At 40.0% G+C, this 15,739-nt stretch carries 10 protein-coding genes and 1 pseudogene; 5 read left to right on the forward strand and 6 right to left on the reverse strand.

The features are described 5' to 3' along the window. Positions 1–30 precede the first annotated feature (30 nt). Positions 31–3,200 (reverse strand): annotated as a pseudogene (locus AOX59_RS09355) (type 2 lanthipeptide synthetase LanM family protein). Between the two features lie 151 nt (positions 3,201–3,351). Further along, complete coding sequence (locus AOX59_RS09360) at positions 3,352–3,597, reverse strand: plantaricin C family lantibiotic (protein ID WP_068444983.1); 246 nt, start codon at positions 3,595–3,597, stop codon at positions 3,352–3,354. Between the two features lie 276 nt (positions 3,598–3,873). On the opposite strand from AOX59_RS09360, the gene AOX59_RS09365 reads away from it, so the two are divergent. The 4 genes from AOX59_RS09365 (at position 3,874) to AOX59_RS20285 (ending at position 9,519) form a co-directional block, all read left to right on the forward strand. After that, a complete protein-coding gene (locus AOX59_RS09365; RefSeq protein WP_237049403.1) occupies positions 3,874–4,065 on the forward strand; it encodes a class II lanthipeptide, LchA2/BrtA2 family in 192 nt (63 codons plus the stop codon). Between the two features lie 236 nt (positions 4,066–4,301). Next, the gene (locus tag AOX59_RS09370; RefSeq protein WP_068444987.1) at positions 4,302–7,340 is read left to right on the forward strand and encodes a type 2 lanthipeptide synthetase LanM family protein; all 3,039 of its coding nucleotides are present in this window, start codon (positions 4,302–4,304) and stop codon (positions 7,338–7,340) included. Next, positions 7,337–8,677 carry a cysteine peptidase family C39 domain-containing protein gene (locus AOX59_RS20280; RefSeq protein WP_237049404.1) on the forward strand — a complete coding sequence of 447 codons (1,341 nt, stop codon included), beginning with the start codon at positions 7,337–7,339 and terminating at the stop codon, positions 8,675–8,677. Before AOX59_RS09370 ends, AOX59_RS20280 begins: the two co-directional genes overlap by 4 nt. After that, positions 8,650–9,519, forward strand: coding sequence for a peptidase domain-containing ABC transporter (locus AOX59_RS20285; protein WP_237049405.1), 870 nt, complete (start codon positions 8,650–8,652; stop codon positions 9,517–9,519). The genes AOX59_RS20280 and AOX59_RS20285 overlap by 28 nt, the downstream gene beginning before the upstream one ends. Before the next feature lie 691 nt (positions 9,520–10,210). On the opposite strand, the gene AOX59_RS09380 is transcribed toward AOX59_RS20285, so the two are convergent. Further along, positions 10,211–11,170 carry an alpha/beta hydrolase gene (locus tag AOX59_RS09380; protein ID WP_068444989.1) on the reverse strand — a complete coding sequence of 320 codons (960 nt, stop codon included), beginning with the start codon at positions 11,168–11,170 and terminating at the stop codon, positions 10,211–10,213. 201 nt (positions 11,171–11,371) lie between these two features. On the opposite strand from AOX59_RS09380, the gene AOX59_RS09385 reads away from it, so the two are divergent. Then, the gene (locus tag AOX59_RS09385) at positions 11,372–12,472 is read left to right on the forward strand and encodes an SDR family oxidoreductase (RefSeq protein WP_068444992.1); all 1,101 of its coding nucleotides are present in this window, start codon (positions 11,372–11,374) and stop codon (positions 12,470–12,472) included. Positions 12,473–12,596: 124 nt separating this feature from the next. On the opposite strand, the gene AOX59_RS09390 is transcribed toward AOX59_RS09385, so the two are convergent. From AOX59_RS09390 to AOX59_RS09400, 3 genes are all read right to left on the reverse strand, one after another. After that, on the reverse strand, positions 12,597–13,610 hold the full coding sequence (locus AOX59_RS09390; protein WP_068444994.1) for a phosphotransferase enzyme family protein: 1,014 nt from the start codon (positions 13,608–13,610) through the stop codon (positions 12,597–12,599). A 213-nt stretch (positions 13,611–13,823) separates the two neighbouring features. Then, positions 13,824–14,333, reverse strand: coding sequence for a GNAT family N-acetyltransferase (locus AOX59_RS09395; RefSeq protein ID WP_082684174.1), 510 nt, complete (start codon positions 14,331–14,333; stop codon positions 13,824–13,826). A gap of 137 nt (positions 14,334–14,470) precedes the next feature. Next, positions 14,471–15,616 (reverse strand): AI-2E family transporter, encoded by a 1,146-nt coding sequence (locus AOX59_RS09400; protein WP_068444998.1) that lies wholly within the window; start codon positions 15,614–15,616, stop codon positions 14,471–14,473. Positions 15,617–15,739 lie beyond the last annotated feature (123 nt).

Here is a 15,739-nt window from a genome sequence, read left to right on the forward strand (position 1 = left end):
GGCGAGCCATTATTGTGATATATAACTGCATTAGGTGCCTGTTGACGCTTGAATGGACTCCGGGCTTTGTAATTTTGTCACCGAAGGAAGATATCTAGGTGCGTATTGATTAAGCATACCGTAACCGTATCCGGCAAGCCCGGTCATTAATCCAAACGTTTCGGCACCCCTGGAACTTCCTTTATCCCATCCCTTTTCATGAATAGTTTTGAAGACTTGTTGCGCTGCGGACTTAATCTTTCTTTTAACCGTTTCGTCATTAAGTATTTCAGCTGCTGATTCAAGAATTTCAATTTGTCCAAAATCACCATGACAAAGAGAATGATTGCTACCAAAGCCTTCATTCAGCGTGGTTTTCAACGCCCTTTTAATTTCAAAATCGATTTCCGTATCGTGATAGCCGGCTTGTTGTAACATGAGGCGACTTAACAAGATTCCCGGAGCACCGTGACACCAGGCTACATTAAAGTCATCTTCGCCATATTTCTTGCGCCAGTTTTTTGCGCTCTCAACATAGTTGCCCCGTTCAAAGGCAAGCGCTTGTTGTATCGTAGTATGAAGTGATCGACGACCTGTAATCGCATAGAGTCGCCCTAACATCGCGGCAATCCCTGAAGTTCCATGGGCAAACCCTGTATAGAGGTGATGAGTCATTGTAGAACGCCAGGCAATTCCGTCCCCAATAGGCTCAGATTTTTCAATTATTTTTTCAGCACATTGTTCAGCACCTTGAAGTGCAATCGGGTCCCCATTTGTCTCATAAATAGACAGAAAGATACCTAGTGTACCGGCTAGACCACCCACGACATCTGACTCTTTTGTATCAGGGATGCGTGCAATGAGCTTTTCCATACCTTCGTTCACTTCCTTTCGAAGGCTGTTATCATCCCATAGATTGGCCAGGTGATTTAATGCGTAAATACACCCCCTACGCCCTCAAATGCTCCAATGTTAAAGTGTTCATCTGTATTTAATTGATGAAACGCCTTTCGAACCGAAACCAATGTTGTATAAGCGGTTTGTTTAAAATCTTCACGGCCAGTCAGTTCGCTTAAATAGGCAAAGAACAAGGCAACACCGGCATTTCCGTTATACAAGTCAAGTCCCGCGGGAATAATCCGCCACCTCAGCTCATCAGACCCCTCTACCACTGTACTGATCCAGCAATAATCGGTCTCTCCTTCATTGTTTCCAGCAATGACTTTGGAAAGAATATAATCCCCTATACGTTCAGCTTCCTTGAGAAAGTATGGATTGAAAAAATACGGATCAGCAGGTTTTGATAGGTCGACTTCTGAATTTTCCATATCATGACGGGCATTTCCGGCCAGAACAGACATATGTATTACATTGATTTGAGCATCACAATCTTTATTTGAAAGCTGGTCAATTTTCTTCATTACACGTTCAAAAGCACTTTCCTCAAAGTAGTCAGCGATTAGACTGCCCTCACTGGAATAGAGATGAGGCTCTCCTATCTTAGTATAAAAGTAAGGGATGTCACCGAGCAGCATCTCGCTTTTTTCAAACTGAACTGCCCTCTCAAACTCTTTTTTATCCGGGGTATTGATATTTAACCGATGTAAAAAAATGTCCCGAGCCAAACTATTCCTAAGAAAATCAGGATGATAGCTATGGTCCATTAAACGACCGTATTGATTGGTTGGCCGAAGGATGAAGCGGGCATTCACATCAAAAAAAGAGGTTAAATATTGCTTCACAGCGTCTTTGTTGTCAGCCATCCATCTATAACATTCATCAAAACCTGTTTTAATCTCGTCGAGATAATCTACAATATTTACATCTTCACCCTTTAATTTCGGGTTGTTTTTTTCAGAACTCATCTGAAAATAGTCTTTCTCTATCTTCATCCGGTCTGACTGCTTCTGTACAATTTGTGAGACCTTAAATGGTGAAGATTGCTTATCCTTACCTCCTAACCCGCTAAGATCAACCCCCTTATTTTCATCGTTTCCTGCAAAATACAGTTGAACTGGCAAAATACCGGTTGACTTTACGGAACGCTCAAGTACTTGTGATGCTTTTTCTACAGCTGTAACAGCTTTCATCGATGGATGTACAGCCTGATGAAAAAGAGGCTCAAGATCAATCGGAATCGGGTATTCGTGATGAGCAATCAAGTTTTCATAATGAAAATCTACCGCATCTAATACATATAAAAGCGCGAGTAAACCGCCCATTCTCACATAAAACCGTTGAAGAGCTTCAAGACTGTAACAATCACTATAACTAATAAATTCAGCCCACCCATAGTTCCTTTTTTCTATTACTTTAAACTCGTAGAAATCGTATGTTGTGGCGTTCTGAAGATTCAACCAATGCACAAGCCTTTGATACCGGGTGTCGATGGCTAAAGAGCGGGGTTTGTAAACAATTTTGCCATGTTCGAATTCAATGAGAGCTACCCCTTTCCCCTTCTGGTGGGCATCTCCTAGGCCGAGGCCAATATTAGTTATTTCGCCAAGATCACAACCATTGTTTAACTCGTTCGTTAAAGACTCCCGATCCTCATCCACACGTGTGAAAATTTCCCCTACATGGGTAGCCCAGTAGCCAACCTTCGTTAAGATCAGGCGAACGAGCGCCGGATATTCAGTATATAAGTTATTTAAATATTCGTTGTCCTTTAAGAGTGTTTCGGCGTAATAGGTATAACCTTCTTCGGATGTTTCACCCTGAAGTTGATTAGAAACCCTTGCCACGTTTAATTCAAGAATTAGTGTTTTGTGACTAATTTGAAATAATGTTTGCGTTAAATGATTCAGAGGATCTGTTAGAAGGGAAAGTTTCAGGTTTTTGTGGCCCAATGTTTGGGATAATTCTTTCATAGCGAGTTTTAAAAAAGGTTTAAAAAAATTAAAAAAAGGAACTTGTTTTTCATTCGATTTTACTAACGATTTCGGTAATATGACTGGCTTCCATGTTTGTTGGAAAAAATCACGGCTTAGTCTCCCCCATTCATCATTATGCATATCGATTGAAAAATCTTCTTCATAGAGTGAGTTAAGATAATGACTGTTGATATCAGACAAAGAGTGTAACGACTGATTCAGTACCCTTCTATCTTGATTAAAGTACTTTTCCCAATAACCAACTAAATCAGAGTCAGGACATGCATCTAATTTCGAATATAATCGTTCGTTGATAAATGCCGCATACTTCAATTCTTCAGGAATCATGTCATTCCCCCTCTCCAAAACAAACTTCAGTTAAATTTAGGCATTCTATTTTACCATTGGTAAAAGGATACACAAGAGAACTAACGAAGACTCTGATTCCACTTCGAGAACGAAGGGAAGCGAGCCTTCGCTTCATCCTAATTCAGATCAATTAATTACAATTCGGTTGGCACTCAACGGTCGCTGTACATAAGTGGCCATCATTCCCCATCGCAGGACTGATCCAATGACAAGTGGAATATGTGAGTGCCGTTTGTGGATCTACATCGCCACCAGCAATGTAAAGTTCCTCCTCACTTACTTCATCCAGAACGTTACCCACCGGGCTGGTCACATCAGCCACTTTCTCACGATAGATCGGGTCCTTCCAAGAACGGACGATTTTATTTTTACTCATTTTCGTCACCCCTTTCGTGAAATTTGAAATCTAGCTGAAAACCTGTATACAAACTTAACTCTAGTTAACCAGAGTAGAAAAGTCAAGAACATTTTTAAAATTTTTTTATATTTTTTTAAACTGAATGTTAAAAATGTAATAAATTGAAATACTTTTAAAAATACTATTGATTTTCTGTATATTAATTGTTTATAATGTACCTGTTCAATCGATCGATTGGAAAATAATAGTTTTGAAAGGGGGAATATTATGTCCTCTGATGAAAAAATTAGGTCATTGAGAGATTCAGAATTGCGTCAAAGCATTGATGAGTTTGATCACCCGGCAGGCTTGGTTGAAGAAGATGAACTTAAACAAATGGCAGGTGCAGGAGACGTGGATCCTCAAACGACACCGTCTTCCGTAGCCTGTGGAATCGCAGTATCAGCCCTTTTTTGCCCAACAACGAAGTGTACAAGCCAGTGCTAATCATACTTTAGTAATGACAATTAAGAACACGACATAGGAAATGCTCTCTAACAATTAACATATATTATCAATTGTCATATTGTTAGAGAGCATTTTACTCTTTGACTAAGTACAAGGGGGACAAAAATGGAAAAGATGTTACACCAACATTGCTCATTTTCAAAGGGGACATATTTACATGAAAGACAACCTCAAAGAACCAACTGGGATAACCCTCCACTACAAATATATGAAAATTGGCGAGAGTCGGGGGGTTTACGTATGAAGCACTTGCATTTCGATTATCTAGCAGTAAACTAACAATTGATGCATTTAAACAACTTCTTCGAGAAAAAGATAATCCGCTGTTACAGCAAAAACTTGATTGGATGGGGACATTACAAACTATTCTTAATCAACCGGGACATACATTAACTACTGAAGAAATCAATAATTTACTCGGGGAATCAGTGTTTGGTTATTTTTATTTACCTTTTTTAGACTATGCTAATAGCCTTATTATTGATTTTAACGAGAAATTTGCTAAAGACACTGAAACGCCTCGTATAGATTATTCTTCTATTCGCTTATCTATTTTATCCACGTTGGTTCAGCAACTTAGTATGTTGGGCGGCCGATCCCTGATTCAAGAACTGCATATTGCAAAATTGAGTAATCAGTTAGAAGGAGAAACGCCTGAGGCACGTTATCGTTTCTTTAACGAGCAAAAATTAACGGATAATATCTTTATAAATGAGATTCTTTCAACTTATCCCGTCTTAGCGCGCCTTCTTGTTGAGGGAACAAAGAAGTGTATCCGTTCTCATACAGAGGCCCTAGAGCGTTTTATAAAGGATGCTTACATCATTGAAAATGTCTTTTTCTCAAAAAAGCCTTTAACACTTAAAAGTTTACAGTCTGGTGTAGGAGATTTGCACCAAGAGGGGCGAAGCGTGATCATTTTTTCTTTTGAAGATGAAAAAAAGTTAGTGTATAAGCCACGCTCATTACATATCGATCAACATTTCAGCGATTTACTGACTTGGGTTAATGAAAAAGATCCAATCTTTTCACTTAAAGCACCACAAACAGTTGCCCGTAGTCATTATGGTTGGCAAGAGTTTATTCCGCAAACGCCGTGTAGCAGTCAAAAAGATATCAAGCGCTTTTATTTTCGGCAAGGAGGTTACGTTGCATTATTATATTTGTTGGGATCAAAAGACTTTCATCATGAGAATATTATAGCTGCTGGTTCCCACCCGATCATCATCGATTTAGAAACACTATTTAACAACCACGATGAAATGCACTCTGGTAGTGCAATTGTAGAAGAATTTAGCCAATCAGTATTAGGCTCCTTAATGTTACCAGCCAGTGTATCGGTAAAAGGAAATATTGACTTTGATTTAAGTGCATTGGGTGGATCAGGCGGTCAAAAATCAAAGACCCTCACTTCATGGAAACTTGAACATCCCGAAACGGATGATATGCGGCTTGTAAAAGCCCCTGTGTTTTCCATTGAAAGTCAAAATCGTCCCAGTATTCAGGGTAACCCTGTTAATGCCGCTGATTACACAAGAAATGTTGAAGCCGGTTTCCGCCGAATGTACGCACTTTTACTTCGTCACAGAAAAAAACTAATACACCCCTCCGGGCCTCTTTATCGGTTTTCGAAAGTTCAAGTTCGGCATGTTGTACGACCAACGCAAACTTATGCAAATTTTTTAGAGGCAAGTATACATCCAGATTATTTAAAGGATGGTTTGAAACGTGAACAGCTTTTTGATTTCCTATGGCAGATTATCAAATCCTTTCCAAAGTACAAACGAATCATTCACAGTGAATGCCAAGATTTATTAAAACATGACATCCCCTATTTTACGTTTCAATTTAACAGCCGAGATATTGTCAACAGTAAGGGTGAAATTATTCATGATTTTTATGAAAGGTCCAGTTTGGAATTGGTACTAGAACGCTGCAAAAAATTGAGTTTAGAGGACTGTGAAAAACAACAACGCTATATTCGTATGTCTCTGTCCACTCTTTTAGACGAATCCTGGGAATCTGAAAATAAGCCATTCCCAATGAAAACCAATGCTTATACAGATCAATTAACTTTTTTAGAAGTAGCCAAAAAAATTGGTAATTATATAGCTAAAGATGTGATATGCACAGATGATGATGAAAATATAAATTGGCTTAGTGTAACTTTAGATGGAGAGGACAAACTGACTTTTGCGCCTTTAAAGGAGGATCTCTACAGCGGCCTCTCTGGATTTGCACTTTTTTTCGGTCAATTAGCTCATGAAACTGAGGAACCAAAGTATAAAAGTCTGGCACAAGGGATTTTGAACAGCGCTTTAAATATTGCAGATAACAGGACAGAGTCTATGAGCCTTTCCGCTTTTTATGGTTTCGGTGCTATTACCTATACAACGGCTTATCTAGGTAGTCTATGGGAACGGGATGACCTAATTGATAAAGCCTTAAATTATCTTAAACGAATTGAAAAAAAAATCGGAAAGACTTCTAAAAATGACTTTTTAGGAGGTGAAGCCGGCGCCATTATTGTATGTTTACGAATTCATGAAATTATCCCTGACAGTCATGCATTGAACATAGCAATAAAATGTGGGGATTACCTAGAAAAAATGCTTTTATCGCCTGATAACAAGGAACAAATGTGGGCGGGTCTTTCACATGGTGCCTCCGGCTATGCTTGGCCAATGATCGAATTAGGTATTACAGTAAATGAAGATCGATTTCTAAATGCGGGCTTTAACTTATTAAACTATGAACGAACCTTGTATATTCCCGAGAAGAAAAATTGGAGCGACCTTCGAAAGAAAAATACAAAGGAACCAAGTCCGGCTTACTGGTGTCACGGAGCTCCCGGCATAGCATTGGCTCGTCTTAATATTTTGAAAGTGATGGAAAATGAACAAGCAAATCAAGAACTTGCAACCGCAATTGAAACGACTTTTAACTATGGATTTAACACAAGTCATTCTCTCTGTCATGGTGATTTCGGCAACCTTGATATCTTATTGTCTATTGCTTCCTATAAACAAGATGATGAACTCACAGAACGAATTATGCAATTAAGCACAAGTGTTTTACAACAGGGGCTGAACTTGGGCTGGAGGCATGGTCTGCACCCAAAAGCCGAAGTTCATGGGTTTATGCTGGGCGCTTCCGGTATTGGTTATGCCCTGCTTCGTCTATGGAATCACAACGTGCCTTCTGTGTTAAATCTTGAATTACCATGTAATTCCAAAAGGACTGATAATGTATGAAACCTCATGAAGCGAAACATCGCCGAAGGGTTCCATTTATTGAACAAATGCAACAAACAGAGTGTGGACTGTGTTGCATGGCTATGCTTATGTCTTATTATAAAAGTTCAATCTCCCTCTACGACATGCGTGAAATTGCAGGAAGCGGTCGTGACGGAACCACACTAAAACAATTATCTAACCTGGCCAATCACCTTAATTTTGGTGCCAACTGGTATAAAGTTGCACACGACCGCTTACACGAATTAGACAATCCCTCTATTTTATTTTGGGACGACAGACATTATGTTGTCTTAGAGAAGGTTACGAAGTCTGCTTTTATTATCGTGGATCCCGCCATGGGTCGACAAAAATTGCGTAACGATCAATTCATTGAGTCTTACACCGGATATTTATTAGCCATTACTCCAAATGAAAACTTCAAGCGTAAAAAAGCTAAAAGTGTTTGGATGCCCTTTATAAAAATCTTATGGGAAAAACCAAAATTATTGGCAAGTGTGCTTGCCGTAACGATTGTCTTACAGATTCTGACACTTGGTGTACCTATGCTTATTCAACGCATCATTGATGGTGTAATCATGCCCGCTCGTGAAAACTTACTGGATATCTTTTTGATAGGAATTATCCTACTGGTTTTGTTCCAGACAAGTTTTAATTTTATAAAGGGAAAGTTGTTGATAACTTTGCACAACTTTCTAGACCACCAGATGATGACACGATTTTTCAAGCACATATTGAGTTTGCCCTTTCAATTCTTCCAACTTCGTTCATTCGGAGACTTGTTGTTTCGGGCAAGCAGCTTACGTACAATCCGTAATTTATTGGCGGACCAGTTGATTAAAGGTATACTGGATATCGGACTCTTATTGATTATACTAGTTTATATGTTCAGCAAATCAGTTTTGATGACGACCTGGGTTGTATTAATCAGCTCACTAAGTGCCTTACTCGTCGTTTTAAGCAGGCGTCTAATGACCGAGGTGAACCAGGAGGAAATTACCAGGCACACCAACCTTCAAGGATTACAAACTGAGGTTTTCTACGGCATTTTCGGCATTAAAACAGCAGGTACCGAAAAGGCCACTTATCACAAGTGGAATCAAATGTTCAAAGAGTTACTAGCCGCTTATCGTAAGAAGGAAACAGTATTGAACTACGTAAATACAGCAGACAGTGCATTGAAACTATTAGCCCCCCTTGTTGTTCTTTGGTTAGGGGCCAAGCTCGTTTTCGGTGGCTCAATCACATTAGGGGTCTGGTTGCTTTTCATGCGCTGGCGAATCAATTCTTTTCTCTCACTAGTTCAATTGTGCAAACAGGTAACTCGTTCATCTTAACAGATTCTTATTTACGCAGGGTTCAAGACGTTTTGGATGCCCCCCAGGAGCATGAGCCGGAAAAACCTGTTAAACTCCGGGAATTAAAAGGAGACATTGAATTAAAACAGGTCAGTTTAGCCTACACCAAATACAGTGATTCTGTCATCAAGAATATCTCACTAAAAGTTAAACCTGGTCAAAAGGTAGCGGTAATCGGCAAATCTGGAGCTGGTAAAAGTACGCTGGCCCGGTTAATATTAGGCCTCTATCAACCATCAGAAGGAGAGATTTATTATGACGGGTACAACCTGATGGATTTAGACAAACCGACGTTCCGAAAACAAATAGGGGTTGTGCCGCAGGATGTAAGTTTATTTAACCGCTCCGTTAAGGAAAATATCACGACTCATAAACCCGATGCAACAATGGATGAAATTATCGAGGCAGCTAAGGTTACACAAATTCATGAAGAAATTATGAAAATGCCGATGCAGTATCATACGATCATTTCTGAAATGGGGATGAATATTTCCGGAGGTCAGCGTCAAAGATTAGCTCTAGCACGCGCGTTAGTTCACAAACCATCTATCCTTGTTTTGGATGAAGCTACTAGTTCGCTTGATCATGTGAACGAACAAAAAATCGATACATACCTTTCAAGTATAAACTGTACCCGTGTCGTGATTTCGCATCGTTTAACTTCTCTGGTCAATTCAGATTTGATTCTCGTTCTGGATAAAGGGAAAATTATCGAACATGGTACTCATGAAGGATTGCTTAGCTCCGAAGGCTTCTATAGTGAGTATTATCGAAAACAAGTTGAATATGAAAAGCAACATTCGTTAGAAATCGCATATTGAGGAGGGATTATATGGCATTTTTATTATTTGTCACCATTACAATATGAAAAAATATATATTCAGCAGCTAAAGACAACTGCTTAAAGGAACTTTAGTACCCTCTCAAGTAATGAATGGGTAATTACCCATTCATTACTTGAGAGGCGCAAGCGAAGCGCGGTAGAGTATGTAGGGATATTTAACATTTTATGCGTCCAATTTCTTGACATAGATCCAAGTTGGACCTATCAAGAAATCGGTCACTTTTAACATTACTTTTAAAATATCTTGTTCAACAATCTGGCCCGATTGTTGAACAAAGTTTGAAACCCAAAATGTTCAATTTAAGACCATTTTATTACAATCTTTAGATTTATTTTAACATAAATATCCAGATTCCTGGTTAAATTTTCAAAATTCACCTCCCTTTGCATAATATACGCTAAATAGCATTTAAATTAAAAGGTATCTTAGCAAAGAAATTATGACCCGTATTAGCAGTACTTTTAGGGCAATCACAATATTTATTGTCATTTAGTTATTTATGGTGTAATAAGGTTGATAAAATGTTGAGTAATTTATCAAAATATTGTCATACCTAAAAAATAGCGTACTAAATGTTATGTGATTTAGTACGCTAAATGTATTGTGTTTTTATTTTTTCTCCACCGTAAGTGAACTGCTTACTCTCACATTGAGGGCATCCCTTTTATTACCAGTCCGTGTGATCATTTAAAAAGGCATTAACTTTATCAATATATGTTTCTTTCGCGACAACATAGGGCTCGCCATGATTGGCGCCGTCGACTGTCATGAGTTCCGCTTCACTCTTGGTATTTTCATATAATTCTTCCGACATGCGTGTGGGTACAAATGTATCAGCATTGCCATGAATATACAAAATCGGAATCTCTGCTTTTTTAACCTGATCCAAAGCAGAGGCTTCTGAAAGTGAATAGCCTGCGCGAATATTTGTCACAACACTGGTGGACGGTAGAAACGGAAATGATGGCAGATTAAACATCCGATCCATCTGATAGGAAAATAGATCATACACGCTCGTATATGGACTGTCTGCAATCACAGCCTTTACATTATCAGGCAGGTCTTCCCCGGCTGTCATAAGCATCGTCGCCGCCCCCATTGAAACACCATGCAAAATAATCTCCGTATCTTCACCATATGTTTCAATTATCCGGTCAATCCAGGCGGTATAATCATGGCGATCATGCCAGCCAAAGCCAATATAATCGCCGCCGCTTGCCCCATGACCGCGTGCATCGGCCGTGAAAATATTGTAACCCTTCTGTTCATGATAATACTCGCCATATAAGCCCATATCCATTGCATTACCCAGATAACCATGGGCCATTACAACGACTTTATTCGATGGTTTTTCCGCTTCCAGAAAATACCCTTTCAGCTCCAGGTTATCCTCCGATTCCATGGTCCATTCCTCAAACTCCTGCTCATCAACCCACTTTCGCCAATCACCTTCCAGAAGAACATCCATTGTTTCCGCGGATACTTCCAGATCCTCATTCCCATTCAGAAAATCTTTTTCACCGCGTTCAATCGCCAAGCTATAAAAATAAAAACTTGCAATAATATTTATAATTAACAGGAGACTTAAAATCCCGATTCCTATGCGTATCCAAGTCTTGCGTTTCACGTTCCATCTCCTCTCTCTAATCTTTGAGTCTATCTTTATTATACAAAAAATCACGACCAATTTGGCAATTCATCGCATGGTACTTCTTAGGAAATGACGAAAAAATAAGAAAAATTGTTCTTTCAAGTTATCTTCTATGCATAAATGATCTATAATATAGTCAGAATCGTCATTTAAATACTTTTCATAAAGGAGAAAGACATGAAGCACACTTATCTATTGACAGGCTATCCCGGATTTCTCGCAACAAATCTCATAAAACAACTCGTTCATGATCACGGCCAAAAAATAAGCCACATTTATGTACTGGTTCTGCCGGACCTCCAGAGAAAAGCAGCCGATGAAATCCGGCTTCTTGCGGGAACCAGCGGAATCAGCCCTGATACCTTTTCGATTGTGCCGGGGGATATTACAAAAGAGGAGCTCGGAATAGCCAGTGACACAAATCGTCAGCTTAAAAAATCGATTACACACGTCTTTCACCTGGCTGCCATTTATGACCTAGCTGTCTCAAAAGAACTGGCATATAAGGTGAATGTTACAGGAACCCGAAACATGAACAACTGGGTCAAAAAACTGGATAGCCTTATGCGATATGTTTATTTCAGTACTGCGTATGTCTCGGGTACGCGTGAAGGGAAAATTTTTGAAACTGAACTTTCAGAAGGGCAATCTTTCAAAAATCATTACGAAGAAACAAAATATGATGCAGAAATACTCGTAGAGGATCTTAAACCGGATATTCCGACTACGATCCTAAGACCTGGTATTGTCAGAGGACATTCACAAACCGGTGACACACTCAAGTTCGACGGCATTTACTTCCTTTTGAACATGTTCGAGGCTTTATCACGTCTACCGATTATACCATATATCGGCGAAGGGCAGCCAGAAGGTAATTTCGTGCCATACGATTACGTACTGAAGGCTTCAAGTTATCTGACGATGCACCCAGCCGGAGAAGGGAAGACATACCATCTGACGGACCCGAACCCCTATACGATGCATGACATATACACGATAATAGCTCAGAAATATCTTGGAAAAACACCAAAAGGAATCATTCCACTCGCATGGTCCAAAAAGTCGTTAACTGCCACTCCACTCAGGAACTGGCTCAGAGTGGAACAGGAAGCAATGAATTATTTTACAATTAATGCAAGTTTTGACAGCTCAATGGCGACATCGGATTTAGCAGGATCAGGCATTGTCTGTCCCGACTTCATAGACACCCTTGACCCTATGATTCAATTCTACCGGAAATATAAACATGACAGGCGTAAACACATAGCAGTCTTATAATGTCTCCTTGCAGTTGAAGGAAAAGCCGCCCGTAAGCAAAAGCGTGCGGCTTTAAAATTCTCTGATCCTGCGATGTGGTATAAGGCCATTCATACCTCGAAAGATGTCCTGTTTAACTAAAAGATTACACCTCTCCGCTACCTTTACCAGTATTATCCAGCTCGCGCAAATCCTCATCACCAAGCCGGTCGGTCCTCAACTGGCCGATAAACAGCATTAATGAACGCTTGTTAATCCAGTTTGTTCCCCACACATCATTATTGTTAAGCATGGTCCCCATCAGCCAAATGCGCCTTGCTGTAATAAACAGGGGCAAGCTTTTCATCTCAGCTCCGGAAAGGTTACGTTCTGCCAAATATCCTTGCAGAAATGCATCCCAACATTCTTCTTCCAAGCTCCGGTAATTATTTTTTAAATTCCACCAGGAGACAGCGATATCATAACCTCGATACCCAACCGCACAGCTATCGAAATCAAAAACTGAAATAGTGTCATCATGAATATGCATATTATGGTTATGAAAATCCCCGTGGCAAAAGCCTTTTTCAAGGTCAAGTTCCGCTAAATCAGCTTTCGTATTTTCCACAACCGTTTTAAAAATCCGAAGAGCATCAGCATCCATATACTTTTCGATCACGGGTGAAATAACTGCTTCCGGTTCATCAAGCAAATGGTTTGTGTCAAGTTCAAATCCCCGTTCATGCTCCGGAGATAAATCGGATGACAAGCGGTGCAACCGACCAAGAGTCCCGCCAATAACTTCCGAATTAGCAGCATTGATCTCTGGCCGATCGCCTTCAGTATAGGAAAACAGCACACCATAACGTTTTCCTTCAGGCGCTTCGAGTTCATTGATCAACTGCCCATTCTTCTTCTGAATCGGATAAGAGACAGCAAAATCCTGCTCATGCAAATGAAGAAGCGCCTGCAATTCGAATGAAATGGCACTATAATCGCGCCAGCCCGCACGATAAAGCCTGAAAATGTACATCTCTTTCTTTTCATCCATAACGAAATATGTATCATTTAAACCCTTCGCCAAATATTCACAATGGATATCGCCCGAAAGATCATAATTCGTAAGAATATGCTTGATTGTTTCCGGATCGACTAATGAGTGCTTGATAGTGATTTGCAAAATACGATTCCTCCAACAGATTACAATTCTTGCATCCTGCTTAACTTAAGGCTGTTTTCTAAAATATTGTTGTTTTTGACATAAATCCATAAAGTGAAACTCCATTCAGCGGAGCGTACTTTTCCGCTGAATGTTAGTTGAACAAAATCGGGCATTTAGGGTCAGTTAGCCGCCATAATTTGGCGGTTTTACTGACCCTTAGATCAAAAGGCCCTAACTTATTCGCATAATCATATACTCTTCATCATAATACTTGCCGCCTAATTTGACAGCTCGTCTATGCCTGCCCAGGGGCACAAATCCCATCGCGTAAAAAAGACTTTCTGATGTGGTGCGCTTAATGATGACAGACAGAAAAATTTGCTCCACACCCTCCAGCGATTTCGCATAATCAATAGCTGTGTGCATCAGTTTTTTGCCAGTTCCGCTTTCACGGTTATAAGGGGTGACATAAAGCCCCCATATGATCGTACGGTGAGCCGTTTTCTTTTTGGTTTCCTGTTCAAGTGTTACAACACCCACCAAATCATCCGCTTCAAAAGCACCGAATGTATGAATGTTTTCCGATTGAAATCTTACTTTATACTTTTCAGTGGCATCAGCCTGCACTTCATCATAACTTGCCGGAAATGCTGCAGGACTGTTGAGCAAGGCCTCGAGTCGCAAGTTCTTATATGTCGCTGCGTCATCAGCTTCCAGCAATCGTATGTCGATCATCATCATCCCCTTATCCGATCATATTATTTAAGCTTGGACTTGCTATGATTATATGACCGACATGCCGGAATTCATGAATGAACATATGACGCAAAAACTGCTCCTTCCCTGAAGAATAGCAGTTTTTAAGCTAAGCCGAAATTTTATTTTTCTTCATAAGCCCCATATTCTTCGCCATAATAGCGGTTATAGCGCGTCTTAAACTTCTGAAAAAGAAATACGGTTATAACCTTCAGGATGGCATAGCCCGGGATACCTAAAATAACACCGATGACACCGAACAAGTTCCCCGCAACCAACAGGACAATGATGATGGTAAGCGGATGAACCTGCATTGTTTTGCCCATGACGTTAGGTGATACAAAATTCCCTTCCAGAAACTGTACCGCGGCCCAGACAATCCCTAGCTTAAGGAGCATAACCGGTGAATCAACAATCGCAATGATAATCGCCGGCGTAATCGCAATCGTCGGCCCGATATACGGCACGACACTGGTTACGGCAGCTATAATAGCAAGCGTAATCGCATAATCCAGACCGATGATCAAGTAACCGATATACAACAGAATACCGATACACGAAGCAACGATGATCTGTCCCTGAATATAGGAACCGACCTGAACATCCATATTATGCAAGATTTGATTGACTTCTCCCCGATATTTAGGCGGCAGCAATTTCAGGCAAAATTGTTTAAAACGAACCCCGTCCTTTAACATAAAGAATAAAATAAACGGAAATGTGATGATGGCAACGACCGCACTTGTAATAGTACTGGCAACGTTTTGAACCCCTTCCATTGCACCTCCAAGACGTTCGGTAATCATGGTGGTCAAGTCGCTCAAATTCGAGGTGAACCAGACATAACCCTGTTCATAATAAGGGGCAAGAAAGGAATTTTGGATCCAATTCTCAATTCCTTCGCCCATTTGCTGCAAGTAAGTCGGAAATCGGGATGCCAAATCTTTCACCTGTGTCTCAATTGCCGGGGCCATCAGCAAAATCAGTCCGGTCAGCAGTCCGCTAATCCCCAGAATGATTATAATAATGCCCCAGATGCGATGAATATGTAAACGTTCCAACAGATCAACAATCGGGTTCAATAAATAGAAGGCAACAAACGCCATAATAATTGGTGCTATTACAGTAGAAATGAAAGTCAGAATCGGATTGAAGATGAATGATATTTGTGTATAAATAAAAATGGTAATTCCGATCAAAATTAATAGGATGAGACCGTAAAACAGATCACGGCCGCCTAAAAATCTCATGAACCGGCTTATTTTCATATTACACGCGCCTCCTTGTTATACAAATTATAGATGATATCATGAAAAAATTCCATAACGTTCTAAATAATTGTATGTACACCAGAAGCTTTCAACACAAAAAAACCAGTTCCCACAAGGAAA

The sequence above is a fragment of the Lentibacillus amyloliquefaciens genome, from assembly GCF_001307805.1.
GTDB lineage: Bacteria > Bacillota > Bacilli > Bacillales > Amphibacillaceae > Lentibacillus > Lentibacillus amyloliquefaciens.